The sequence below is a fragment of the Ensifer sp. 22521 genome (assembly GCF_052044795.1).
Classification (GTDB): Bacteria; Pseudomonadota; Alphaproteobacteria; order Rhizobiales; family Rhizobiaceae; genus Ensifer.
In genome coordinates this window covers 272486-297341 of the sequence record NZ_JBQENM010000005.1, presented here as the reverse complement: position 1 = coordinate 297341, position 24856 = coordinate 272486, and the positions used below count along the sequence as shown (strand labels likewise).

At 62.3% G+C, this 24856-nt stretch carries 20 protein-coding genes; 3 read left to right on the top strand and 17 right to left on the bottom strand.

Annotated features, from left to right (window positions below):
- Positions 1 to 88 precede the first annotated feature (88 nt).
- Positions 89 to 2404 (bottom strand): hypothetical protein, encoded by a 2316-nt coding sequence (locus ACTJKE_RS09300; RefSeq protein ID WP_058325876.1) that lies wholly within the window; start codon positions 2402 to 2404, stop codon positions 89 to 91.
- A 63-nt stretch (positions 2405 to 2467) separates the two neighbouring features.
- Positions 2468 to 3766 (bottom strand): adenylosuccinate synthase, encoded by a 1299-nt coding sequence (locus ACTJKE_RS09295; protein ID WP_057254708.1) that lies wholly within the window; start codon positions 3764 to 3766, stop codon positions 2468 to 2470.
- A gap of 205 nt (positions 3767 to 3971) precedes the next feature.
- Between ACTJKE_RS09295 and ACTJKE_RS09290 the strand changes: the two genes are divergently transcribed.
- On the top strand, positions 3972 to 4853 hold the full coding sequence (locus tag ACTJKE_RS09290; RefSeq protein WP_058325877.1) for a DMT family transporter: 882 nt from the start codon (positions 3972 to 3974) through the stop codon (positions 4851 to 4853).
- A gap of 283 nt (positions 4854 to 5136) precedes the next feature.
- Here ACTJKE_RS09290 and ACTJKE_RS09285 read toward each other — a convergent pair whose 3' ends face one another.
- The 14 genes from ACTJKE_RS09285 to tolQ all read right to left on the bottom strand — a co-directional run bounded on the left by ACTJKE_RS09285 (position 5137) and on the right by tolQ (position 21943).
- The gene (locus ACTJKE_RS09285) at positions 5137 to 5643 is read right to left on the bottom strand and encodes a GNAT family N-acetyltransferase (RefSeq protein WP_058325878.1); all 507 of its coding nucleotides are present in this window, start codon (positions 5641 to 5643) and stop codon (positions 5137 to 5139) included.
- Positions 5644 to 5758: 115 nt separating this feature from the next.
- Complete coding sequence (gene serA, locus ACTJKE_RS09280) at positions 5759 to 7354, bottom strand: phosphoglycerate dehydrogenase (RefSeq protein ID WP_058321051.1); 1596 nt, start codon at positions 7352 to 7354, stop codon at positions 5759 to 5761.
- 133 nt (positions 7355 to 7487) lie between these two features.
- Positions 7488 to 8666 (bottom strand): phosphoserine transaminase, encoded by a 1179-nt coding sequence (locus ACTJKE_RS09275; RefSeq protein ID WP_058325879.1) that lies wholly within the window; start codon positions 8664 to 8666, stop codon positions 7488 to 7490.
- 255 nt (positions 8667 to 8921) lie between these two features.
- Entirely contained in the window at positions 8922 to 9755 is an 834-nt protein-coding gene (locus tag ACTJKE_RS09270; protein WP_058325880.1) for an outer membrane protein, read from the bottom strand.
- A gap of 186 nt (positions 9756 to 9941) precedes the next feature.
- Positions 9942 to 10766, bottom strand: a complete 825-nt coding sequence (locus ACTJKE_RS09265) for an outer membrane protein (protein WP_058325881.1) — start codon at positions 10764 to 10766, stop codon at positions 9942 to 9944.
- A gap of 363 nt (positions 10767 to 11129) precedes the next feature.
- Entirely contained in the window at positions 11130 to 12482 is a 1353-nt protein-coding gene (glmM, locus tag ACTJKE_RS09260) for a phosphoglucosamine mutase (protein WP_057254701.1), read from the bottom strand.
- Positions 12483 to 12797: 315 nt separating this feature from the next.
- Complete coding sequence (gene ftsH, locus ACTJKE_RS09255; protein WP_057254700.1) at positions 12798 to 14738, bottom strand: ATP-dependent zinc metalloprotease FtsH; 1941 nt, start codon at positions 14736 to 14738, stop codon at positions 12798 to 12800.
- 101 nt (positions 14739 to 14839) lie between these two features.
- Positions 14840 to 16180 carry a tRNA lysidine(34) synthetase TilS gene (tilS, locus tag ACTJKE_RS09250; RefSeq protein ID WP_058325882.1) on the bottom strand — a complete coding sequence of 447 codons (1341 nt, stop codon included), beginning with the start codon at positions 16178 to 16180 and terminating at the stop codon, positions 14840 to 14842.
- Positions 16170 to 17207, bottom strand: a complete 1038-nt coding sequence (gene ybgF, locus ACTJKE_RS09245) for a tol-pal system protein YbgF (RefSeq protein ID WP_058325883.1) — start codon at positions 17205 to 17207, stop codon at positions 16170 to 16172. Before ybgF ends, tilS begins: the two co-directional genes overlap by 11 nt.
- Positions 17208 to 17482: 275 nt before the next feature.
- On the bottom strand, positions 17483 to 18016 hold the full coding sequence (gene pal / locus ACTJKE_RS09240; protein WP_057254697.1) for a peptidoglycan-associated lipoprotein Pal: 534 nt from the start codon (positions 18014 to 18016) through the stop codon (positions 17483 to 17485).
- A gap of 245 nt (positions 18017 to 18261) precedes the next feature.
- Complete coding sequence (gene tolB / locus ACTJKE_RS09235; RefSeq protein WP_113513243.1) at positions 18262 to 19572, bottom strand: Tol-Pal system beta propeller repeat protein TolB; 1311 nt, start codon at positions 19570 to 19572, stop codon at positions 18262 to 18264.
- Between the two features lie 79 nt (positions 19573 to 19651).
- Positions 19652 to 20731, bottom strand: a complete 1080-nt coding sequence (locus ACTJKE_RS09230; protein ID WP_058325885.1) for a hypothetical protein — start codon at positions 20729 to 20731, stop codon at positions 19652 to 19654.
- 9 nt (positions 20732 to 20740) lie between these two features.
- Positions 20741 to 21193, bottom strand: coding sequence for a protein TolR (tolR, locus tag ACTJKE_RS09225; RefSeq protein ID WP_025424730.1), 453 nt, complete (start codon positions 21191 to 21193; stop codon positions 20741 to 20743).
- A gap of 27 nt (positions 21194 to 21220) precedes the next feature.
- Positions 21221 to 21943 carry a protein TolQ gene (gene tolQ / locus ACTJKE_RS09220; RefSeq protein WP_057254694.1) on the bottom strand — a complete coding sequence of 241 codons (723 nt, stop codon included), beginning with the start codon at positions 21941 to 21943 and terminating at the stop codon, positions 21221 to 21223.
- Positions 21944 to 22238: 295 nt separating this feature from the next.
- Between tolQ and ACTJKE_RS09215 the strand changes: the two genes are divergently transcribed.
- Both ACTJKE_RS09215 and ligD read left to right on the top strand, forming a co-directional pair.
- Positions 22239 to 22547 carry a hypothetical protein gene (locus tag ACTJKE_RS09215; protein ID WP_058321042.1) on the top strand — a complete coding sequence of 103 codons (309 nt, stop codon included), beginning with the start codon at positions 22239 to 22241 and terminating at the stop codon, positions 22545 to 22547.
- Positions 22547 to 24292 carry a non-homologous end-joining DNA ligase gene (gene ligD / locus ACTJKE_RS09210; protein WP_058325887.1) on the top strand — a complete coding sequence of 582 codons (1746 nt, stop codon included), beginning with the start codon at positions 22547 to 22549 and terminating at the stop codon, positions 24290 to 24292. Before ACTJKE_RS09215 ends, ligD begins: the two co-directional genes overlap by 1 nt.
- Here ligD and ybgC read toward each other — a convergent pair.
- Entirely contained in the window at positions 24289 to 24774 is a 486-nt protein-coding gene (gene ybgC / locus ACTJKE_RS09205) for a tol-pal system-associated acyl-CoA thioesterase (RefSeq protein WP_058321040.1), read from the bottom strand. The genes ligD and ybgC overlap by 4 nt on opposite strands.
- Positions 24775 to 24856: the final 82 nt, after the last annotated feature.

Genomic DNA, 24856 nt, shown 5'->3' with positions numbered 1-24856 from the left:
ACGGTTGCCCGTCATCGATAAAAGCCAAATGAAAAACCCGGCGGATCGCTCCTGCCGGGTTTTCTTTGTCCTGTCCGACCGCGCTTGCTTACTGGCTGTTGGTCGCCGCGTCCGTTGCCGGTGCGGCCGTCCAAGCGCGCATCGCCTGGTTGAAGGCGTCGGTTCCGCTCGGCCCCTTCTCCAGCGTCAGCAGTGCGCGGCGCCCGTTCCTGTAGGTCAGCGGAATGTCGATCCAGCTCCGGCTGCGCAGCAGTTCGGTGTTGTTGCCGATCGCGTCCTTCGAATCGTTGAGCGCGATCATATGGAAATCGTCGGTGATCTTGGCCGGAACCGCAATCAGCGCATCGCCGCGATCCTGCTCCGTACGCTTCATCGAAACGCGCTGAACGCTGTCGATCGCGCCGCCTTCGAAGTTCGGCGGCAGCGAGAAGACGAATTCGACGACATGGCTGGCCGGCAAGGACTCGTCGGCGTTGCGCTTGATCGTCATCAACGCGGTCAGACCCCGGTCCGGAATGGTGATCTGCGCCTGGATGGCCGGTTCAGGCTTGGCGTCGCCACCAGGCGATTCTTCCTTTACCGACCACGCAACGGTTCCCGGAATGGCCGTCGGCGAAGACTGGCCGAGACGCTCTTCGTAGAGGAACATCTTCTCGCCATTGGCGATCGCAATCTCCGGCGTCGTCGGCTGACCACCGGTCTGCTGGCCCGCAGGCGGCGTGCCTGCAGCCTGTCCGGCCGTTCCACCTTGGGCAGTGGCCGTTTCGACGGGCTTGCTCGCCTCTGTCTGCTGTGCCACGGACTTGCCTTCCTGCGCGGCGCTCTCGCCGCTTGCGGTGGCAGGTCCATTGTCGACTTCCGAGCCGTCACCAAGAAGGCGTTGGGTGAACTTGGTCGAGCTGTTGTCCGGGACCGCCGTGTCGTCGTGCCGTGCCGGTTCCTGCTGCGTCGATTCTCCCTGGGTTTCCGCCGGCGGAGCGCCCTCTTGTGCCGGCGATCCACCGATGTTTGAAATGGCCGAGGTGACCGATGCCACGATGCCCGAAAGCCAGGCATTGCCGGCTTCCCGGTTCTGCCAGTAGGCGAAGCCGCCGCCACCAAGCGCCAGCAAAATGACTGCAGCGACGGCGAGGCGCTTGATGCTGAAGCGCGATGGCTTCGGGGTGGCCCGGTAAGATGCCGGCCGCGATGCCGCGGGCGCCGGTGCCTCAGCGCCACGCTCCGGCTCACGCGCAGCCGTCGATGCTGCTGCACCCGCCGTCGCCGCAGCAGTGGCACCTTCGAAACCGAGCAGGTCGTCGATGTGATCCCAAGCCGTGCCTGCACGATCTTGCTGGCTCTGAGGGGTATCGGTCGAGGCCGTCTGTCCGGTCTTCTCGACCGGCCAGGACCAATCGGCAATCTCCGGCTCAGCGCTCTTTTCGGTTCGCCGTTCCTCCAAAGGCGCAAAGGGATCGTTGTCGTCGAACGACCAGTTGCGCGCGGTGTCAACCTTGGGAAGCTCTGCTTCGGCCCTCGGGGTCTCCGCCGGCGCATGCTGCTGCAGCTCTTCCACCGGATGCATGCCAAGAAGCTCGGGGGTATGGGCCGGCTCTTCTTCGCCGACCTGCTGGTCCGTGGGAGCGGCGTGCTTTGCTACGGGAGAGGCGGTCTCCCATTCCGGCAGCTCCCATTCCGAGGCGGCCGACTTTTCTTCGGCGGCCACTGCCGGAACATCATCCCATGTCGGTTCTTCGACAGACCGGGCTTCCTCGTCTATCGACGGGGGAGCGACGGTCTCTTCATAGCTCTCGACCGGAGCTGGCTCCGAATATTCCGCGGCCTCGTAAACCGGGGCATCCGCCTGCGGCTCTTCGACGACGGGGGCTCTCGGCTCCTCTACCGGAGCCTCGGTCGCTTCGACATGTTCGGCAACCGGCTCTTCCGCAACCCGCTCTGCCGGCGCTACCTCTGCGGCTTCGACGTAGTGTTCCGTATACGGTGCCGGTACTTCGTGAACCGCAGCATCGTGGTCAGGTGCCGCAGTGCTTTCCGCCTCCGGAGCCGCTTCCTCGGCAACCGCAATCGGCTGGCTTTCACCAACCGGCTCGGGCTGCGCTTCGGGCTCAGAAACGACGTCCTCGACAGGCGACTCGGCGGCTACGGCTTCGGTCGCTTCCTCCACCACCTCCGTCTCTTCGAGCGCGGGCAAGGCTTCGGCGTATTCGCTGTCAACCTCGACGATGGCGTTTTCGAGTTTCGCCAACTGGCGATTGATCATGTCGTCCGACGGACGCGGGTTCATGTTTTCGAGTTGGCGGCGCACGGCCGCGCGCGCCTTCTCGTATACCCTGTCCCGCATTTCAGGGGTGTTTTCCGACAGGCCGTCAACGGTCCTGCGAATAACTGCAACAAAATCCGCCATTAGTACTTTCTCATACGCCCAGGTATGTCGTTGCGATCGCGACGCAATGTCATTTCGCCGACACTAGTCCTCAAAGGGGTCCGTCACAAGTATTGTGTCGTCCCGCTCGGGGCTGGTCGAAAGAAGAGCAACCGGCGCACCGATCAGTTCTTCCACCTGGCGAACGTATTTGATCGCTTGCGCCGGAAGCTCCGCCCAGCTGCGTGCGCCGACCGTCGATTCCTTCCAGCCTTCGAGTGTAATATAGACTGGCTTTGCCGAAGCTTGCTGCGCCTGGCTCGCCGGCAGATGGTCGATCTGCTGTCCGTCCAGAGTATAACCGACGCAGATCTTCAGTTCGTCGAGACCATCGAGCACGTCGAGCTTGGTGAGCGCGATGCCGGTGATGCCGTTGGCGGCGACCGACTGGCGAACCAGCGCCGCGTCGAACCAGCCGCAGCGGCGCTTGCGGCCTGTGACCGTGCCGAACTCATGACCCTTTTCGCCGAGGAACTGGCCGATTTCATCGGTGAGTTCGGTCGGGAACGGGCCCTCGCCGACGCGCGTCGTGTAGGCCTTGGTGATGCCGAGGATATAGCCGAGAGAACCCGGGCCCATGCCCGAGCCGGCAGCAGCCTGGCCGGCAACCGTGTTCGACGAGGTGACGAACGGATAGGTGCCGTGGTCGATGTCGAGCAGCGTGCCCTGCGCACCTTCGAACAGGATTCGCGCGCCCTTGCGGCGGGCCTTGTCGAGCAGCACCCAGACGGTGTCCATGAACGGCAGCACCTTGGCGGCAACAGAAGAAAGCTCCTGCATGATCGCCTCGTGGCTGATCTCCGCTTCACCGAGACCACGGCGCAGCGCATTGTGGTGGGTCAGCAGGCGATCGACCTTGGCCGGCAGGGTATCGAGATCGGCGAGGTCCATCACACGGATCGCGCGGCGGCCGACCTTGTCCTCATAGGCCGGGCCGATGCCGCGGCGCGTGGTGCCGATCTTCGTGCCGCTGTTGGAGGCCGCATCTTCGCGGATGCCATCGAGCTCGCGGTGCAGCGACAGGATCAGCGTGGCATTGTCGGCGATGCGCAGGTTGTCCGGCGTGATCGCGATGCCCTGCTTGCCGAGCTTGTCGATTTCGGCGATCAGCGCGTGCGGGTCGATGACGACGCCATTGCCGATGACGGCGAGCTTGCCGGGACGCACGACGCCGGAAGGCAGGAGCGACAGCTTGTAGCTGACGCCGTCGATTACCAGCGTATGGCCGGCATTGTGTCCGCCCTGAAAGCGCACGACGATATCCGCGCGCTCGGAGAGCCAATCCACAATCTTGCCTTTGCCTTCGTCACCCCATTGGGAGCCGACCACTACGACATTCGTCATAATTCTCTTCCTGTGCAGGCGCGCAAACGAAGCTGCGCTGTTCTCAAACCCGCGCATCTATACTGTGTTGTCATCTGGAAAGCGACCCCGTTATATCCGGCGTTCCGCCCTTTTTGCATGACAAGGGCGGGATTTAGCGCCTATATCTTCGTCTCTCCCGCCATCGCGGCAACAGGTCGCCCATCCCCGCACAGGTCTGAGCATCGTGAATTCCAGGGCCTACTTCTATCTCTGCGTCACCGCGCTCTTCTGGGGCGGCAATTCCGTCGCCGGCAAGATGGCGGTCGGACACGTAAGCCCGATGATGCTGACGACCTTGCGCTGGGTCTTCGCGCTGGTCGTCATCCTGGTGCTGATGACGCCGCAGATCCGACGCGACTGGGACAAGATCCGCAAGCACTGGCTGCAGCTTCTCGCCTATGGCGCGATCGGTTTCACCACCTTCAACGCGCTGCTCTATTCGGCGCTGAAATACACGAGCGCCATCAACGCCGTCATTCTCCAGGCCGGCATTCCGATGTTGATCTTCCTGTTCAACTTCGTGCTGTTTCGCACGCGGGCGTCGATCGCCCAGGTGATCGGCTTTACCGTCACCCTGATCGGCGTATTGGTAACTGCAGCCCATGGCGACATTTCGAGCCTGTTGACACTCGAGTTCAATTTCGGCGACGCGTTGATGATCATCGCCTGCGTCGTCTATGCCGGCTATACCGTCGCACTGCGCTACAAGCCGACGATGCACTGGCAAAGCTTCATCGCCGCGCCTGCCTTCGGCGCGCTTCTAAGCGCCTTGCCGCTGCTCTTCTGGGAAATCGGCACCGGCACGGCGATCGCGCCAGATGCCACCGGCTGGATCATCGTTCTCTATGCGGCGATCTTCCCCTCGCTGATGTCGCAGGTGCTCTATGTCCGCGGCGTCGAGATGATTGGCGCTAACCGCGCCGGCCTGTTCATCAACGCCATTCCGGTCTTCGGGACTTTGCTCTCGGTGCTCCTGATCGGCGAGACCTTCCATCTCTTCCATCTCGTCGCGCTCCTGCTGGTGCTTGGCGGCATCGCGATCGCCGAAAAGGGCCGTCCGCGCTGACGGCCCCTCGCGTCTGCCGGGCAGGCGTCGCCTCTTTTCATTGAAAGCTCGCTGGGGAGGCTTGGCGCCACCCAAAACCTCCGTCATTCCTGTGCTTGTCACAGGAATCTCTAGCAGTTCCGCTGGAACTGCGGCACCAGCCCAAGTCCTTGGAGCCGACGGACGTCGGGTTGCTGGATCCCCGCCACAAGGCCGAGGATGAGGGACGCCCCTCGCGGCAGAAAGCCATCTTTGGGGTTTGCCAGCAGTCTGAATGGCGCCGGCCAGGCGCCATTTTCATTTATCAGGCAAGAAACCGCTCCATATAGAGCGCTTCCTCGCCGTAGCTTGAGAGCTTTAGCGCCAGCCGCTCGTCCATCCGGACTTCAAAACCCTGCCTCTCCCAGAAACCGCGGGATCCGTTGACGGAGACGAGCGACATCGACCGCAACCCTTCCGTTCTGGCGGCATCCTCCAGAACAGGAAGAATTCCGCCGCCCGCTCCGGAACCACGCATCTCGGGCAGAAGGGCGAGATCATGGATATACCATGTGTCGGCGGCATCAGGGATTTCGCCAAGCATGCTGTTCAGCGATGGTGGCACGCCTCTGAGCCAAGGATGGCTCAGCACGTAGCCACGCGACTGCCCCTTCGCGTCCAGCATGAAGCAACCGGCAGGGCTCAAGGCGATGCGGTCAGCAAGTACGGCGTCGTCCTCGGGAAAGGCCTGGTGAACCACAAGCTGGATCTCCGATACGGAGGCGAGATCGGGCAGGCTTGCCTCGCGCCAGCGGAATGTCATTTCGGTCATTTCTCGTCACATGCGTTCGAAACAGGAAAACGCACCGGCGGCCACCGGTGCGTCTATATGTCCCGTGATTGGGTCGGCAAAGCGGCAGATCACACCGCCGCTTGCAGCGCCGGCGTCAATCGATGTTGAAGACCAGCGGCTTTGCCTGGCGGATTGCCTGATTGGCCCGCAGCTTGTCAAGCACGGCTTCGGAAACGGCACCATCGACATAAAGCAGCGCAATCGCGTCGCCGCCTTCCTTCTCGCGGCCGAGCTGGAAGTTGGCGATGTTCACGCCGGCGTCACCAAGCGTCATACCGATGAAGCCGATCATGCCGGGAACGTCGGTGTTGGTGATGTAGACCATGTGGCTGCCGACATCCGCATCAAGGTTGATGCCCTTGATCTGGATGAAGCGCGGCTTGCCGTCCGAAAACACCGTGCCGGCCACCGAGCGCGTCTGGTTGGCGGTTTTCACCGTCAGCTTGATGTAGCCGTCGAAGACGCCGGTCTTGTCGCGCTTGACCTCGGAGAGGATGATGCCCTTTTCCTTGATCATCACCGGCGCCGAAACCATGTTGACGTCGGCGACCTGCGGCCGGATCAGACCGGCGAGAACCGCGCTTGTCAGCGCCTTGGTGTTCATGCCGGCGGTCGAGCCGTCATAGAGGATCTCGATTTCCTTGATCGCGCTTTCGGTCACCTGGCCGACAAAGGCGCCGAGAACGTCGGCAAGCCGGATGAACGGCTTCAGGATCGGCGCTTCCTCAGCAGTGATCGACGGCATGTTGATGGCGTTGGAGACGGCACCCTTGACCAGGTAGTCCGACATCTGCTCGGCCACTTGCAGCGCGACGTTCTCCTGGGCTTCCGTGGTCGACGCGCCGAGATGCGGCGTGCAGACGACATTCGGCAGGCCGAAGAGCGGGCTTTCGGTGGCGGGCTCGACCTCGAAGACGTCGAAGCCGGCGCCGGCAACATGGCCGGACTTGATCGCTTCGGCGAGCGCTTTCTCGTCGACGAGGCCGCCACGAGCGCAGTTGACGATGCGCACGCCCGGCTTCGTCTTGGCCAGCGCTTCGGCACTCAGGATGTTGCGGGTCTTGTCGGTCAGCGGCACGTGCAGGGTGATGAAGTCGGCCTGCGCGAGCAGTTCGTCGAGTTCGACCTTGGTGACGCCCATTTCCTCGGCGCGCTCCTTGGAGAGGAACGGGTCGTAGGCGAGAACGTGCATCTTCAGGCCGATGGCGCGCGAGCAGACGATCGAGCCGATGTTGCCGGCACCGATGACGCCGAGCGTCTTGCCGGTGATCTCGACACCCATGAAGCGCGACTTCTCCCACTTGCCGGCCTGCGTCGAGTTATCGGCGGCCGGAAGCTGGCGGGCAACGGCGAAGAGCAGCGCGATCGCGTGTTCGGCGGTCGTGATCGAGTTGCCGAAGGGCGTGTTCATCACGATGATACCGCGGCGCGACGCAGCCGGGATATCGACATTGTCGACGCCGATGCCGGCGCGGCCGATGACCTTGAGATTGGTCGCAGCTGCAATCAGCTTTTCCGTCGCCTTGGTGGCCGAGCGGATGGCAAGGCCGTCATAGTTGCCGATGATCTCGGCGAGCTTGTCCTTGTCCTTGCCGAGCTTCGGCTGGAAATCGACTTCGACGCCGCGGTCGCGGAAGATCTGGACGGCGGTTTCCGACAGTTCGTCGGATACGAGAACGCGAGGTGCCATGAGAGGCCTCCTTAAAGATCAGGTCTGAATGGGAATGCGGTTAGCCAAGCCTCGCTCCCATGAGGAGCGAAGCGGATCACTCAAATCAGTGTGAGATGCGGGCGAAGTCCATTGTTCCTCACCCCTTGTCTGATCAGGCCGCGGCCTGCGTCAGTGTTGCCTTCTGGGTCTCGAAGGCCCAGGTCAGCCACGGCATCAACGCTTTCATGTCGGCGGTCTCGATCGTGGCACCCGCCCAGATGCGAAGGCCCGACGGCGCATCGCGATAGTGGCCGATGTCGAAGGCGACGCCTTCCTTTTCGAGAAGCGCAACCACGCCCTTGGCGAAGGCCGCCTGTCCGTCGGCGTCGAGCGCCAATACGTCCTTGTCGACGATCTTCAGGCAGACCGAGGTGTTGGAGCGGGTCTCGTCCTTGACCGCCAGGTTGGCGATCCAGTCATTGGCGGCGACGAAGTCGAAGATCGCTTGCGCGTTGGCATCTGCGCGGGCCATCAGGCCCTTGAGCCCGCCGACCTGCTGCGCCCAGAGGAGCGCATCGATATAGTCCTCGACGCAGAGCATCGACGGCGTGTTGATCGTCTCGCCGGTGAAGATGCCCTCGATCAGCTTGCCGCCCGAGGTCATGCGGAAGATCTTCGGCAACGGCCAGGCCGGAACGTAGGTCAAGAGACGCTCGACGGCACGCGGCGACAGGATGATGACGCCGTGTGCGCCCTCACCGCCGAGAACCTTCTGCCAGGAGAAGGTGACGACGTCGAGCTTGGCGAAATCGAGATTCTGCGCGAAAGCGGCAGAGGTCGCGTCGCAGATCGTCAGACCCTTGCGGTCGGCCGGGATGAAGTCGGCGTTCGGGACGCGCACGCCGGAGGTCGTACCGTTCCAGGTGAAGACCACGTCGCGGTCGAAATCGACCTTGGCAAGATCAGGCAGTTCGCCGTAGCCGGCTTCGAACTTGCGCACGTCGGCAAGCTTCAGCTGCTTGACCACATCGGTCACCCAGCCGGCGCCAAAGCTTTCCCAGGCGACCATGTCGACGCCACGCTGACCGAGCAGCGACCACAGCGCCATTTCGACGGCGCCGGTATCGGAAGCGGGCACGATACCGATGCGATAATCGGCCGGCACTTCAAGAATGTCACGGGTAAGATCGATGGCCTGCTTCAGCTTCGTCTTGCCGATCTTGGCGCGGTGCGAACGACCGAGCGGAGCATCGGAGAGAGCGTCGAGCGACCAACCGGGGCGCTTCGAGCAAGGGCCAGAAGAGAAATGGGTATTGTTCGGACGGAGGTCCGGCTGTGCAGGCTTTGCCATGTGCTATCCTTCCAGATAGATAGCCCTTCGTTGGGGAAGGGTGTCCCGCCGTCGTCGATATTGTGGACGGGACCGGAAGTCAAGCGCTTTGTCGCAATCGAGAAAATTTATGGCGCCACGGGCAAGATCTGCAAAAGCAGAACGATGTGTGCCGACCGATTGTTGCCGGCCGGCACTTTCGTCCTGGCAATAGGCTGAGGCGATCGGCGGAACGATATGACCCGGTTGTCGCCGAAACTGTGGCGCTTCAAGGCGTTAGAAGGAGAAGCGCAGGCCGGCGCGGATCTCGTGACGGGACAGTCCGTCGTCGAAGCCCTTGTCGCCGGCAGCACCCACCAGCGCTTCGGCGCCGAAGCCGAACATCTCGCCATCGGCGATATGGGAATAGCGATAGCCGACATCGAGCTTCAGCTGCTCGCTAAGGTCATAGGAGACACCCGCCATCAGCGCATAGGTGAAGCGCCAACTGTCGCGCCCCTCGTAGGAGGTCGAGGTGGGCGAACCGCCACAAGCACCGCCGCCGGCCACACAAGTGGCGCGTTCGATAGCCGTGTCCCAGTTGAGGCGCGTCGCGCCGATGCCGCCGCCGACATAGGGCGTGAAGCCGGCAAGCGTACCGAAATCCACATAGGCGTTCGCCATCAGTCCAAGGGCCGAGTAATCGGCTCCGGTCGAGAAGGCGCAGGACGTGCCCGCCCCTTGCCCGACGCAAGGACTAGCAGACGAGGACGACCCGCTGAACCGACCCTCGAAATAGTCGGCCGTCAGATCGGCGCGGAACGTATCGGTGAACTGGTAACCGACACCAAGCGAACCGGAGAAGGGCTTGTCAAAGCGGGCATTGTCGAAGGAGACGCTGTCATAGGTCAGCGTCCCCGCATCGAAGGTCCGGTAATAGGGATCGCCTTCGCCGCGCCAGGGCGCATAGCCGATATCTCCGCGCACGTAGATCGCGCTTGTGCCGACAGTTTCTTTCTCGATGGTGATCTCCGGGGCATTCAGGAGATCCTCGTCGGCCGCCAGCGCAGCGCCAGAGAGAAGCAGGCCGGCACCAAAAGCGGCTCCGCAGAACCCGTTTCGCCAATCCATGCCATGCCCTTTCACCGCTGCTATCCGTGCGGGATGGAGCCATGCCGTCGCCGCTTCGTTCAGCGTTAACTATTGCAGCGACTGGTTAACCCGCGGTTAACCATGCCTGTTAGGAAACGGCAAAGATTTGCGGCAACGAAAAAGGCCACCCGAAGGTGGCCTTGGTACGTGTCGGATACTTTCCGATTACTTGTAGACGACCGGCGGCGGCTCGTAAGGCACTTCGCAGACATTGCCGAAGGAGTAGCGCAGACCGGCGCGCGCCTCGTGGATGTAGAAGCCATCATCGAAGCCCGGACCGCCACCGTTGGCGTAGCCGAACATGTCGCCATCATCGACCTGGCGGAAGCGATAGCCGATGTCGGCCTTCAGGTTGCAGGTCAGGTCGATCGCGGTGCCGGCCATGAGGGCGTAGGTGAAGCGCCAGCTGTCCTTGCCGCCATGATTGGTCGTCGGGTCGCAGGCTGTCGGATCGCTGACACTGCAGCTGGTGTTCCGGAGTCCGTCCCAGCTCACGCGCGTCGCACCGACACCGGCACCGACATAAGGGGTGAAGGCGCCGTAGGTGCCGATGTCCACATAGGCGTTGGCCATGAGACTCCAGGCGGAAACCGAGCTTATGTCACGCGACACGCAAGGGCCTGCAACCGTCCCGCAGCCGCCGCTGGTCGAGCCGGTGAAGTCGCCATTGCCCCAGTAGTCGGCCGTGATGTCGGCGCGCAGGTAATTGTTGAACTGATAACCGACACCGCCGCCGATTACCCAGGAATCATCGATATCAGCGGAATCGAAATCCGCGATCGAGCCGCTCGGCCCACCCTGGTAGAAATTTGCGCCGCGCAGATGGTTCCAGGCGTAACCGACGTCGCCGCGCAGGTACCAGCCGCTGGTCTGGATGACCTCGACGGGCTGCTCCGGCACCGGCTCCATAGGCGGTTGGTAGACATCCGCAGCAAAAGCCGCCGTGCCGCTGAGCAACACAGCAACAACGCCACTCAAAATTCTCTTCATGGCCCACTCCAATACATTCCGTTGCTTGGTTCACCATGAAACCGGTGCCCAAATCCCGATGTTGGTTATGGATAATGAGGAGGAAAGGTTAAGTTCCGATTAACTACAAACGTTTACAGCGATTGTTAAGAAAGCAGCCTATTCTTGCGGTTGCTGTTCCGCTTTACTGTCAGCCTACTGTTCCCATAAGGTGCAGCTAAATAATCGTCAGGACAACGCGCTCTAAAAGCCAGCAACGCTTTCAGATCGGAATTCCAAGGATGGAACGATCTCGTCCCGGGCACCGCTTTCAAGCCACAGCAGGACAAAAAAAGAGGCCGATGCGTCGCACCGGCCCTGGAGGGAAATCAGTCGCTGGGTGTCTCAGGCGGCGTTGCGAACGCTGCCGATGACATTGATCAGCTCGTCGACGATGCGCTCGACCTGGCCACGATCGTCGCCTTCCGCCATCACGCGAATGAGCGGCTCGGTGCCGGAGGGCCGGATCAGCAGGCGGCCGGACTTGGCGAGCTCCGCTTCGGCATCGGCGATCGCCTGGCGCACAGTGGCGTCTTCGAGCGGCTTGCCGGCGGAAACACGAACGTTCTTCAGCACCTGCGGCACCGGCTCGAAGCGGTGGCACACCTCGCTCACCGTCTTGCCCTGGCGCTTGATCACCGCGAGGATCTGCAGAGCAGCGACAAGGCCATCACCGGTTGTGCCAAAATCGGAGAGTACGATATGGCCGGACTGTTCGCCGCCGACGTTCAGGCCGTCCTGGCGCATCTGCTCGACGACATAACGGTCGCCGACCTTCGTGCGCCGCAGATCGATGCCGCGTCCCTTGAGATAGCGCTCGAGGCCGAGGTTTGACATGACGGTGGCGGCAACAGCACCCCCGCGCAGCATGCCGTCTTCGGCCCAGCTGTCGGCGATCACCGCCATCAGCTGGTCGCCATCGATGACTGTGCCGTTCTCATCGACGATCAGCACACGGTCGGCATCACCATCGAGCGCAATGCCGATGTCGGCGCGCACTTCGTGGACCTTTTTCGACAATGTGGCGGGATGGGTGGAGCCGCAATCGAGATTAATGTTGAGACCGTTCGGTTCGGTGCCGATGGTGACGACTTCCGCACCAAGCTCCCAAAGCGCCGTCGGCGCCACCTTGTAGGCTGCACCATTGGCGCAGTCGACGGCGATCCTGAGACCTTGAAGCGTGACGTCGCGCGGCAAGGTGCGCTTGGCATGTTCCAGATAGCGATAGATGTCGCCATCGACGCGCTTCGCGCGACCGATGTCTTCCGACTTCGCCAGCTGCCCCGAGAGGTCCTGGTCGAGCAACGCTTCGATCTTCGCTTCGATATCGTCGGAAAGCTTGTAGCCGTCTGGGCCGAAAAGCTTGATGCCGTTGTCCTGGAAGGGATTGTGCGAGGCAGAGATCATCACGCCGATATCGGCCCGCAGCGAGCGAGTGAGCATGGCAACACCCGGCGTCGGAATCGGCCCGAGCAGGAAGACGTCAAGACCAGCGGCCGTAAAGCCCGCCACCATGGCGTTCTCGAGCATATAGCCCGAAAGGCGCGTATCCTTGCCGATCACCACGCGGTGGCGGTGAGCGCCGTTGCGAAAGATCGTACCGACCGCAATGCCGACCCGCATCGCCAGATCCGGTGTCATCGGAAACAAGTTGGACTGGCCGCGGATACCGTCGGTGCCGAAATACTTTCGCTTCATAAGAACTCCATCGTTCTGCCGGGTCAGGGCTGGCTTGGCCACCTCCGCCTGTCTGCGTTTTCCGCGACTGGGTTTCATTGACCGGACCTCATTCATACTTCTTGGATGCCGTCTGCCTGGCGATCAGCATTCCGTTCAAGGACAGCCATCGCAAACACGTCATGTCTTCTTTGACACAAAAGCGCAGCAAACGGCAGCGAGCCTAACATCAGAAATCGTTACATCCCGTTACCAAATGCCAGAGGCCGCGTGGCAACGAAAAGCCGCCGCTCCACTTGAGGAGCGGCGGCTCGGATATACTGCCAACCGTGGCAATTATTGCGGCTGTGGCTCGAACCCACCTTCGGATTCTTCGCCCTTGCCCGCCGGACCTTCCTTCTTGGAACCTGCCGAAGGAACGGCCGAGCCGCGATGCGGCGGCGTGTCGTCGCCAAGGTCGCGCGCCGGCTTTTCGCCGCGGATCAGCGCCTTGATCTCTTCGCCCGTCAAGGTTTCGTATTCCAGCAGCCCTTCCGCCAGCGCCACGAATTCGTGGTTCTTCTCGGTGAGGATCTTGCGGGCGGTCTCGTAGGCCTCATCGATCAGACGACGGATTTCGTTGTCGATCTTCTGCGCGGTCGCCTCAGAAACGTTCTTCTGCTGGGCAACGGAGTGGCCAAGGAAGACTTCCTGCTGGTTCTCACCATAGGAAACCTGGCCGAGCTGGTCGGAGAAGCCCCACTGCGTCACCATCGCACGGGCAAGCTTGGTTGCCTGCTCGATATCCGACGATGCGCCCGAGGTGATGTTCTCCTTGCCGAAGGTCAGTTCCTCGGCAACGCGTCCGCCCATCATGATGGCAAGGCGCGAGACCATCCACTTGTAGCTCATCGAATAGCGGTCGCCTTCCGGCAGCTGCATGACCATGCCAAGCGCCCGTCCACGCGGAATGATCGTCGCCTTGTGCAGCGGATCGGCCGAGGGAACGTTGAGCGCCAGGATCGCGTGACCGGCTTCGTGATAGGCGGTCAGCTTCTTCTCGGCTTCGGTCATGGCCGACGAGCGACGCTCCGCACCCATCATGATCTTGTCCTTGGCATCCTCGAATTCGAGCATGGTGACAAGACGCTTGTTTCGGCGGGCGGCCATCAGCGCCGCCTCGTTGACGAGGTTCATGAGGTCAGCACCGGAGAAGCCGGGCGTACCGCGTGCAAGCACCTTGAGGTCGACGTTCGGCGCCAGCGGCACGTTGCGCACATGCACCTTGAGGATGCGTTCGCGGCCGTTGATATCCGGGTTCGGCACGACGACCTGGCGGTCGAAACGGCCCGGACGCAGCAGTGCCGGATCGAGAACATCAGGACGGTTGGTCGCCGCGATCAGGATGATGCCTTCGTTTGCCTCGAAGCCGTCCATTTCGACCAGCAACTGGTTGAGCGTCTGTTCGCGCTCGTCATTGCCGCCGCCGAGACCGGCGCCACGATGGCGACCGACAGCGTCGATTTCGTCGATGAAGATGATGCAGGGCGCATTCTTCTTTGCCTGCTCGAACATGTCGCGCACACGGCTGGCGCCGACACCGACGAACATTTCGACGAAGTCGGAACCGGAGATCGTGAAGAACGGCACGTTGGCTTCGCCTGCGACGGAGCGGGCAAGCAGCGTCTTACCGGTACCGGGAGGGCCGACGAGCAGCACGCCGCGCGGAATGCGTCCGCCGAGGCGCTGGAACTTCTGCGGATCGCGCAGGAATTCGACGATTTCTTCCAGATCCTGCTTGGCTTCGTCTACGCCGGCAACGTCGTCAAAGGTGACGCGGCCATGCGCTTCGGTCAGAAGCTTGGCCTTGGACTTGCCAAAGCCCATGGCGCCGCGCGACCCGCCCTGCATCTGGCGCATGAAGAACAGCCAGACGCCGAGGATCAGAAGCATCGGAAGAAGCGTGCCGATGTAGCTCAGGAAGCCGGACGAGCCGTCGGTTTCCGGGCGAACCGTGACCGTCACGTCCTTGGCTTCAAGGCGCTCGGTGAGCGCCGTATCGACGGATGGCGCATAGGTCTGGAACGTTGCGCCGCTTTCAGAATAGCTGCCGATCACTTTCGAGCCGGTGATCACGACTTCCTTGACGCGGCTCGCATCCACGTCCTTGAGGAATTGCGAGAACGGAATCTCGCGCGAGCCGGTGCGCTCCGTCGGCTGCTGGAACATGCTGAACAACGCGATCAGCAGAAGCGCTATGATTGCCCAAAGGGCAAGATTACGAAAATTAGGGTTCATCGAACTCCCCGGAACCTGTCACGGCCCGCGCATTTCGCCGGGCCGCTGTCTTGCTCCCTAACATAGGGTTCTGGCGACGCATTGCCAAGGCAAACCGGCTTCTACCGTTCCATTTCTGTCAATAGATCGTGAACCGGTGGCGGAAGATAACGCTCTCGTCCGAACAATCCCGCGATCCTGTCCGCCATGATCCTGTCGAAACTCGGCAAAAAGGTGTCGTAGAGGCCGATCCTCGGTTCGATTGTGGCAGATGCGACATTTTTGACGTCGTCGGACACGATGCGGGGCGCCGACAACGACACACGACCGGCAACGCCCGGTGGCAGGCCTGCGGCAATAAGTCTCTGTTGTTGTGGTCCGTGACCACCTTCCACGGTCAGCGCAAGAGGACCGTCGCCAGCATTGCGGATCAGAAAGCGGTCATCCCAGACGCCGGTTTGCCCAGCCTGCACCGTCAGATCCTCGATACCGCGCGCCTCGCGATAGAGATAGAGCCCGGTCGAGCGCCGGTCGAAGACGACGCGTCCCGCGGTCAGCCGGCCCGGTGTCCCTTGCTCCAGGAAATCTACCAGCCGTTCCACGGTCACGGCCGCAGGCAGATGTGCACGGCCGCCGAGGACGGTCGCCAGCGCAAGCAGCGCCCGTTGCCAATCGATGTCGCGGCATTGGCCGGCCATCGACGAAGGGATTTCCGCGACCAACCCCGCATGCACCCGCACGTCCCGTTCGAGCAGGGCGGCGGCAGCTGCCGACGATCGCGCCCGGGACCGGGCGTCCCAGGCGCCGGCACCGGTCTCCAGCGAAGATGCCAACGCGGCCCGCGCACGTACCCGCTCGAAGCGCGTGTTCAGGTTGCTCGGATCATCGAACCAGCCGACTTTGCGGTCGGTGAGAAAGGCGCGAATGGCTGTGCGGTCGACCGCGAGGAACGGTCGCAGCACCCAGATGCGCCGGTCATAGAGCGTGGCCTCCGCCATGCCCGCGGCACCGGGTCCCTCCCCGCGCTGTGCGCGCATCAGGATCGTCTCTCGCTGGTCGTCGAGCGTGTGACCGGTGACGATTGAGGACGCTTCGAAGCGCTGCGCAGCGTCGGCCAGCAATGCATAGCGCGCCTCGCGCGCCGCTGCCTGAATGCCGGTCTTGGGCTTTGGCCCGTCCCATCGGGTGATGATATGCGGTACGCCCAGGCTCTCGCAGAACGCCGCAACACCGCGCGCCTCTTCGGCCGATTCCGGCCTCAGCGCATGATCGACCGTGCAGGCGGCCAGGGAAAACTGTGTGGGCTTGGTTGCCTCGATCGCCTCGTTGAGAGCGAGAAGCAGTCCTTTCGAGTCGCTGCCGCCGGAGACGGCCACGAGAATACGTGCTGGTCTATCGAAGGAGGCAAGAAATCGTTTTGCCGTTTCGACAACGGCCAGTGGCGGGTGGGCCTCAGCAGCCAAAACGGCTCTGCTCGCTCGTCACCTTTGCCTTTACCGCCGGCGAAGCCTTCGGGTAGCGCTTGTTGACCTCGCGCAGCGTGGCGCAGGCCGTTTCCTTGTTGTCGAGCGCACCGAGCGACATGCCGAGCTTCAGCAGCATCTCCGGCGCCTTCGGCGACTTGCCGTGGGCCTGGTGCGCGTTCAGGAAGGTCTTGGCCGCGTCACTGTATTTGCCCTGCGAATATTGCGCCTCGCCCAGCCAGAAGCTGGCATCGGCCGCCTTGTCGCCCTGCGGGAACGCGGCCAGATAGTCGCCGAATTCCTGTTCCGCCATGCTGTAGTCACCGGAGAGAACGTGGCCGTAGGCCGACTGGTAGAGATCGCCGGGATTGTCGAGCGAGGCGGTCTGCTGATTGCCCGGGTTAGCGTTCAGGCCACCATCGTCGGCGGGCAGGCCCGCACCGGCTTCGACACCCGGAGGCGTTGCGTTCGCGCCAGGCTGAGCATCGGTCGTCGCCGAAACCGGATTGCCGCTCTGGTCGAAGACGATCTGGCCAAGCGTGGTCGGCGCAGCCGCGCCATTGGAACCCTGGCTACCAGCCGGAGGAAGACCGGCGGCAGCCATGTCGCTGCCGCCGCCTGCCGGTGCCATCGTCTGGCTATCCGTCACCCCGGGGGTGACGGACGCCTGATCGCTGGTCTTCGGCGTCTGCAATGCGCCGCTCTTCTTCGGGGAGGCCTTGCCGCTTTCCAGGTCCTGGAAGCGGAACTCGTTGTCCTCCTGGAACTTCCGGATCTGCTCTTGCATCTGCAGCAGCTGGAAGCTCATTTCCTCGATACGCCCGTTGAGCGAGCGGATCTGTTCCTCAAGCTGGCCAAGCCGTGCGGTCTCGGCCGACTGCACCTTCACCACGGGCAGGTTCTGCGCGCCGGCTTGAGTTTCAGTCGTTCGGGCCAGCAGCCCTGAAAGCGGCATGGCGTTCGCCGTCTGGCCCAGGCCCGCAAGGGCCGCAAGACCGATCAGCCCCGCCACGACAAATTTCTTCATTTCATTTGTCCTGTTCGAATACCGGTTGTCCCACCCTTGACCAGGGGCCCGCAATACATCTCGCCGAGTCAACTGGGTGATTGCCGCACAGTTTTCCAATTGCCCTGAAAAAGCAACGGAGTTCGGCCAAAGTGTGGTAAAAAAGCAAAGGGCGGCTGAGAGCCGCCCTTTTAATTTAGAAGTCTGTGATCTTAGGAACACGGTGTGTTCCCTGGAACACGGGCATTCCCCCGAACACGTCATGCTACCCGACCGAGCCAGGCTCGGCCGTGAGATTACATGCCAGCGCCACCGAGGACGGTAACCGCGCGGCGGTTCTGCGACCAGCACGAGATGTCGTCGCAGACGGCAACCGGCTTTTCCTTGCCGTAGGAGATCGTCTTCATGCGGTTTGCCGGAACACCCTGGCTGACGAGGTAGTCGCGCGTGGAGGCCGCACGGCGGGCGCCGAGCGCAAGGTTGTATTCGCGCGTGCCGCGTTCGTCGGCATGGCCTTCGATCGTGATTGCGTAGTTCGGGTACTTGGCGAGCCACTGAGCCTGGCGGGCGAGCGTCTGCTGCGCGTCGGCACGGATCGAGGTGGAGTCGGTGTCGAAGAAGATGCGGTCGCCGACATTGACGGTGAAGTCCTGCTGCGAACCCGGCGTTGCGGCGCCCGCGCCGCCGAGGCCGAGCTCGTTGGCATTGTTCGGCATGTTCTTCTTCGATGCACAGCCAGCGATAGCAAGCGTCATGACCAGGGCGATCATGACCGGGTTGCGAGCGATGGTCTGCATGCGGCCTACGGCCGGGGTGTCAATTCGGCTCATGCGCCGGTCTCCTTGGGAAGTGTCTGAATTCACGGTTGCCAGACTGTAACCGGAAGCGGTTAATCGCTTTTCAACAGTTATGGTTAACAAATCGATAATTTTAGCTCGGCGCCTGCTAGACCAGCACTTTGCGGCGAGAAAGCGGCATCGCTGCCACATTTTCCCGCAGCAAAACGGGTCAGACCGGAGCGGGATGAGGAAAAGTGTGTGCGGTTTTCCGCCCGCATCCCGCTCCTCACCGTGATCTACTCAAGCAGCGGCGACCAGGCCGGGTCGGATGCGAAGCCCTGCGTCTGGATCGGCTGCTCGTTGTAGCCGGAAATATCGATCGAATAGAGCTGCGGTCCGCCGGCACCGGCGCCCTGACGGAAGAACATCAGCACGCGGCCGTTCGGCGCCCAGGTCGGCCCCTCGTTGTGGAAGCCGGTGGTCAGGATGCGTTCGCCCGAACCGTCGGGCTTCATCACGCCGATCGAGAACTTGCCGCCCGACTGCTTGGTGAAGGCGATGAGGTCCCCGCGCGGCGACCAGACCGGCGTCGAATAGCGACCGTCTCCGAAGGAGATACGGCGCTGGCCCGAGCCGTCGGCACCCATCACGTAGATCTGCTGGCCGCCGCCACGATCGCTCTCAAAAGCGATCTGGCTGCCGTCAGGCGAATAGGACGGTGCCGTGTCGATCGCGGCCGTGTTGGTTAGGCGTGTCGTCGTGCGCGAGCGCAGGTCCATCGTATAGATGTTGGCGTTGCTGTCCTGCTGAAGGCTCATGATCACGCGCTGGCCATCAGGCGAGAAGCGCGGCGAAAACGTCATGCCGGGGAAGTTGCCGACGACTTCACGCTGTCCGGTCTCGAGCTGCAGCAGGTAGACGCGCGGCTGCTGGTTTTCGAACGACATGTAGGTGACTTCCTGGCGGTTCGGCGAGAAGCGCGGCGTCAGAACGATGTCGTTGGAATTGGTGAGAGCGCGGGCATTGAAACCGTCCTGGTCCATGATCGCCAGCTGACGCTTGCGCGCCGTCTTCGGGCCGCTTTCGGCGACATAGACGATGCGCGTGTCGAAATAGCCCTTTTCACCGGTGACGCTCTCATAGATGGCGTCGGCGATGATGTGGGCGACGCGGCGCCAGTTTTCCGGCTGGGTGAAGAACTGCTGGCCGGTCATCTGCTTGCTACCGAACGTATCCCACAGGCGGAACTCGGCCTTCAGCCTGCCGTCACCTTCCTGCGTCACGCGGCCGGTGACAAGCGCCTGCGCATTGATGACCTTCCAGTCCTCGAAGCGCGGCGTGGCGTCAGGATTGCTGATCTTCTCGATGAAGGCGCCCTTGTTGATCGGTGCGAATAGGCCGGACCGCTTGAGGTCGGCTGCGACAACGTCGGAGATCTTCTGGCCGAGTTCACCCTGAAGGAAGTCGGTAACCGCGATCGGCAGGGGCTCGACCTTGCCCTTGTTGATGTCGATGACAACTTCCGCGTTTGCGGGCGCTGCCGCCACGACGGCGACCAACATGCCCGCAGCCACCATCAGGGCACGGAAAAGAGAGACCTTGATCATAGAGACAAGCCTTTCAGCTTAGTATGAAGGGTTTGCAGGGTTGGTTTGCTATCCGGCATGGGTTCCAATCCCGGCAGCGTTAAAGCGCGAATTCCGAGGGGTCGAAATTCAGCACGAGGGTATTCCATCCTTTTTCGCCTTCATATTTTTCGGGCGGCAGGTTTTGTAGCGGAGCTGAGCGACGGAGCGCGCGCATGGTGCTGCTTTCAACAGCGCGGCGCGTACCCTCAGGCCCGCCAGTTGCAGTGACCTCAGGCTCGCCGACGATGTTGCCGGCCGGATCCAGCTGTACGCGGATCGTGACGCGAACCTCCGCGACACCAGTCAAGCCGGCGGTCAGCGCCCAATTGCTCTGGATCTGGCCCTTCACGCCGTCGATCTCGTTGGCGCTGAGGCCCACGCCGACGGTCTTCTTGCCGCCGAGCGCCGCCTCTTGCGTCGAGCGCTTTTTGCCACCGGCGGACGGATCCTGCCGGTTGAGAAGGGCTGCAATCTCGTCGGCGTTGAACTTGCTTTCCTCGGTGGAGGCCTGCTTCTTCTGTTCCTTCGGCGTCTGCTCGTCCTTGCGCTCGGGCGTCTTTGCGCTCTGGGCCGGCTTCTCGACCTTCGGCTTTGCAGCCGGCGTCGGCACCTTCTCAGGCAAGGCTTCTGCTTCCGGGTTCTCGGCCGGCTTTTCTTCGGCGGGCGCCGGATCCGGCTTCGTTTCCGGCTTCACTTCCTGTTTCGGTTCAGGCAGCGCCGCCACTTCGGTCGCCGGTTCGGAGGCGGGCTTGCTCTCCTCGACCTTCTTGATTTCCTGCTCGACCGGATCGGGCGTCGGCTCGGGCTTTTCGTTCTTTTCCGGAGAGGCCGTGGCTTCGCTCTTCGACGGCTTGGCGTTCGGCGTCGGCGGCGTCTTCAGGTCCGTGTCGTTGTCGCCGACGTTTTCGGCGGGCTGGTTCGTTTCCGGACGCTTGGTCGGCACCGGCGAAGACGTCTCCTTCTTCGGTGCCTTCTTGTCGCCCTGCTGGACCTGCGTCATTTCCGAATAGGGAACGATGTCGACAGGCAGAGCCTCGACGTCGGCGACCTGGAAGTCAGCCGGGCTGCCAAGCGACACCAGCGCCCAGGTCAAGACCATGGCGTGGAGGACAGCAGATGTAGCGAGACTGCCCTTCATCGTGGACGATCACTTTTCCTGTTCTTGCAGCGTCACGAGGCCGAGGTTCTTGAACCCGGCCGCCGAGATGCGTGCCATGACCTTCATCACCGTGCCGTAGTCGGCATTGGTGTCGCCACGAACATAGATGCGTTCGTTGTAACCGGTGGTGGCAATCGCCTCGAGCTTCGGCACGACCTCTTCGATCGCGATCGGCGTTTCCTGCAGGAAGATCTCGCCGGCCGGATTGACCGAAACGGTGATCGGCTGCGTATCGGAGTTGAGCGCCTTGGCCTGCGTTTCCGGCAGGTCGATCGGCACGCCGACCGTCATCATCGGTGCTGCCACCATGAAGATGATGAGCAGCACCAGCATCACGTCCACGAAGGGCGTGACGTTGATTTCGCTCATGATCGCTTTCTTGCCGCCGCGGCGACGACGACCGCCGCCCGAACCTTTGGCTCCGCCAACCGACATACCCATCAGCGTGGTCTCCGTGCTCTCTGGCGATTATTGCGCGGCCTGACGCGGGCTCTGCAGCTTCTCGTCGATCTGCCGCGACAGGATGGCGGAGAACTCGTCGGCAAAAGCTTCCATGCGCGCCGAGAGCTTGCCGGCGTCGGCCGAAAACTTGTTGTAGGCGATAACCGCCGGGATAGCGGCGAGAAGGCCGATTGCGGTGGCGAGCAGCGCTTCGGCGATACCGGGCGCCACGACCGCAAGGTTGGTCGACTTCGAACCGGCGATCGCCTGGAACGAGGTCATGATACCGACGACCGTACCGAAGAGGCCGATGAAGGGTGCGGCCGAACCGATCGTCGCGAGCGAGCCGAGGCGGGCTTCGAGCGATTCCGATTCCCGTGAAAGCGTCACGTCCATGGCGCGGTCGATACGCATCTGCAGGCCGATCGGCGAGCGGGCGCCGCGTTCGAAGCTCTTCTTCCATTCGCGCATGGCGGAAACGAAGATCGCCCCCATGCCGGCGGTCTGCCGGTCGGCAAGCGTGCGGTAGAGCTCTTCCAGCGACTGTCCGGACCAGAACACCTGCTCGAAGCTATCGAGCTGACGGCGCACACGGCCGTAGTTCAGCGTCTTGTCGACGACGATCGCCCAGGTCCAGACCGAGGCGGCAATCAGCCCCAGCATGACCAGCTTCACGACAAAGCCCGCCTGCATGAACAGCGACCAGAGGGTCACATCGTGCGTCGCAGCGGCCAATCCAACCTGTTCCATCGTCTTCAGTCCCCGAATCCAAACACCCGGCAAGAGCTGCTCATGCTCGTGACCGGGTAGCCCAAACGTCCTGTTTGCAAGAATGCCCGGCACCGCCGTAGATCGCACCATCGCGACCTTTATTAGCCTTAGGTTGCCTTCTTGCCGTCAATTTTGGTCAAAGGATGACGTGCACTGCACAAATCCTGATGCAGTGATTAAGACACCATTATGGTTAAGCAACCGTTACCGAACTGTGTCTTTGCAGTATCACCTGGCCGCCGGAACTTACGTTCGCCGGGCACGTTTCTTCGCCATGGCTCAGCAGACGACACGACAGCGCGACAAACGGCCCTCCTCACCGCATTTTGATCCACGGGACCGGCTGATCCTGGCGCTTTACGCCCAACTCAAGGCCGAGCGCGAAACCCGCGCGGCGTTGGAGGACGCGCTTGCCCACGGCGTTCTGTCGTCCGATGTCCTTCAGGCAATCATCTCCGATCCAGTTCCGGTTGTCACAAGCGAGGATATCGCCCACATCGAACGGGCCCTCGCCCACGAGACCCGACCGGCTGAATCCCCTGATGGGACGCCAACCCTCCGACGATTGAGTGGAGGCGGGTAATGGCTGCACGCCGTGATCCGCTCGCCGAATACAACAAGCGCCGCGATTTCAAGGAGACCCGCGAGCCCAAAGGCAGCCGCAGCCGCAGCCGGTCGAACCGCAAGCGCTTCCTGGTGCAGGAACATGACGCGACGCGCCTGCATTACGATTTCCGCCTGGAATGGGACGGCGTGCTGAAAAGCTGGGCCGTCACCCGCGGGCCCAGCCTCAACCCGCAGGACAAACGTCTCGCCGTTCGAACTGAAGACCATCCGCTTGCCTACGGCGACTTCGAAGGAACGATCCCCGAGAAGCAATACGGCGGCGGCACCGTCATGTTGTGGGACACCGGCTGGTGGGAGCCGGAAAACGATCCGGATGAAGGATTGCGCGAAGGCAAGCTGACGTTTCATCTGCACGGTGAGCGCCTGCAAGGTAGTTGGGCGCTGGTCCGCATGCGGCCACGTCCGGGCGAGAAGCGCGAAAACTGGCTGCTCATCAAGGAGGGTGACGACATCGCCACCGAAGATGGCGAAATTCTCTTGGAGGATCATCAGACGAGCGTCACCACCGGCCGGACCATGGACGAGATCGCCGCGGGAGAAGGCGAACGGAAGAAACATGTCTGGGCTTCCAACAGGAGCACATCAGAGAACCTCAGGGCCGGCGCAGTCGATCCGCCGTCGACGAAACAGAGCAAATCGCCCACACTCTCGACCAGGACGATTTCCGAGGGGCAACGGAAGCGCAAGGAGGCAAGTGCCGTGACACCCGAAACGCCGAAACCGGCAACGAAGTCCCGGGGCAAATCCCAGGTGAAAGCCGCGAAGGCGTCGAGCACGAAAGATAGCTCGAGCGCAGCAGAGGAAACGGTCCTCGGCGTGCGGATCACCCATCCGGAGCGGATCCTGTTCGAAGGTCAGAGCATCAGCAAACTCGATCTCGCCCGCTACTATGCCGTCGTCGCGGATCGGATGTTGCCATACGCCGTCGAGCATCTGCTGTCGCTTGTCCGCGCCCCGCAAGGCGTCAAGGGACCACGTTTTTACCAGAAGCATGCGAGTGAAGGCTTCCCGGACGAGATCAAGGAAGTTCCCGTCACGGAGAGCTCCGGCGAGACCGAGAACTACATGTATGTGCGCGACGCCAAAGGAGTGGTCGCTGCCGTGCAGATGGGCACGCTGGAGTTCCACATCTGGGGCTCGCGCTTCGACAAGCTTGAGACCCCCGATCGGCTGATCTTCGACCTCGACCCCGATGAAGGCCTCGACTTCGCGGTGGTCAAGACGGCGGCCGTGGCGCTGCACGACGCGCTCGACGAGATCGGGCTGAAATCGATACCGATGGTCACGGGCGGCAAGGGCGTCCATGTCATCGTGCCATTGGTAGCGCGGGCCACCTGGCCAGAAGCCAAGGGCTTCGCCAAGACCTTTGCCCAGGGTTTTGCCGAGCGCGAACCGGACAATTTCGTCGCCACCATGTCGAAGGAGAAGCGCAAGGGCCGCATCTTCATCGACTGGCTGAGGAACGAGCGCGGCGCGACCGCGATCGCCCCCTATTCCACGAGAGCACGATCCGGCGGACCGGTGGCAACACCCATCAGCTGGGACGAGCTTTCCGCGCTTGAAGCCGCCAACGGCTTCCGGATCCCCGACATTCTCGAACGGATTGAAAGCGGCATAGATCCCTGGCGGGACCTGGCGAAGGTCAGGCAATCCCTGACCAGGAAGATCCTGGACAAGCTCGGAGTCGAGGACGTCGACTAAACCGTGTTTGTCGAGGACGTGCCGGGCTGGCCGGCGCTCTCCTTGGCGTGATGGAACTTGTAGGCTAGCGCCTCCGGCAGCCGCCGCGGCCGGCCCTGGCCGTTGATGACGGCGATGATCACCTTGGAGGCGATCAGCAGTTGCTCGCCGCGACGGATTTCCTGCAGCAGCACCATCTTGGCGCCGCCGGCCTTCTCCGTGACCGTGGTGATCGTCAGGATATCGTCCATACGCGCAGGCAGCTTGAAGTCGATTTCCATGCGGTGGACGACGAAGACCAGACCTTCGCTGTCACCTTCGATCGCGAGCGTCGCCTGTTCGACGCCGAGCAGGCGCAGGAAATCGGTGCGGGCGCGCTCCATGAAGTGCAGGTAGCGGGCGTGATAGACGACGCCGGAAAAATCGGTGTCTTCGTAATAGACGCGCTGGATCAGCCGATGGCCGTTTTCGGTCAGTTCGCCTGCAAGCGAAATCAGGGACATGCTTTTCTCCGCAAGTACATCCCGTTTCCTGTGCAGGAACAAAAAGCCATTTGCAAGCATTGCAGCGTTGTCACAATCCTAT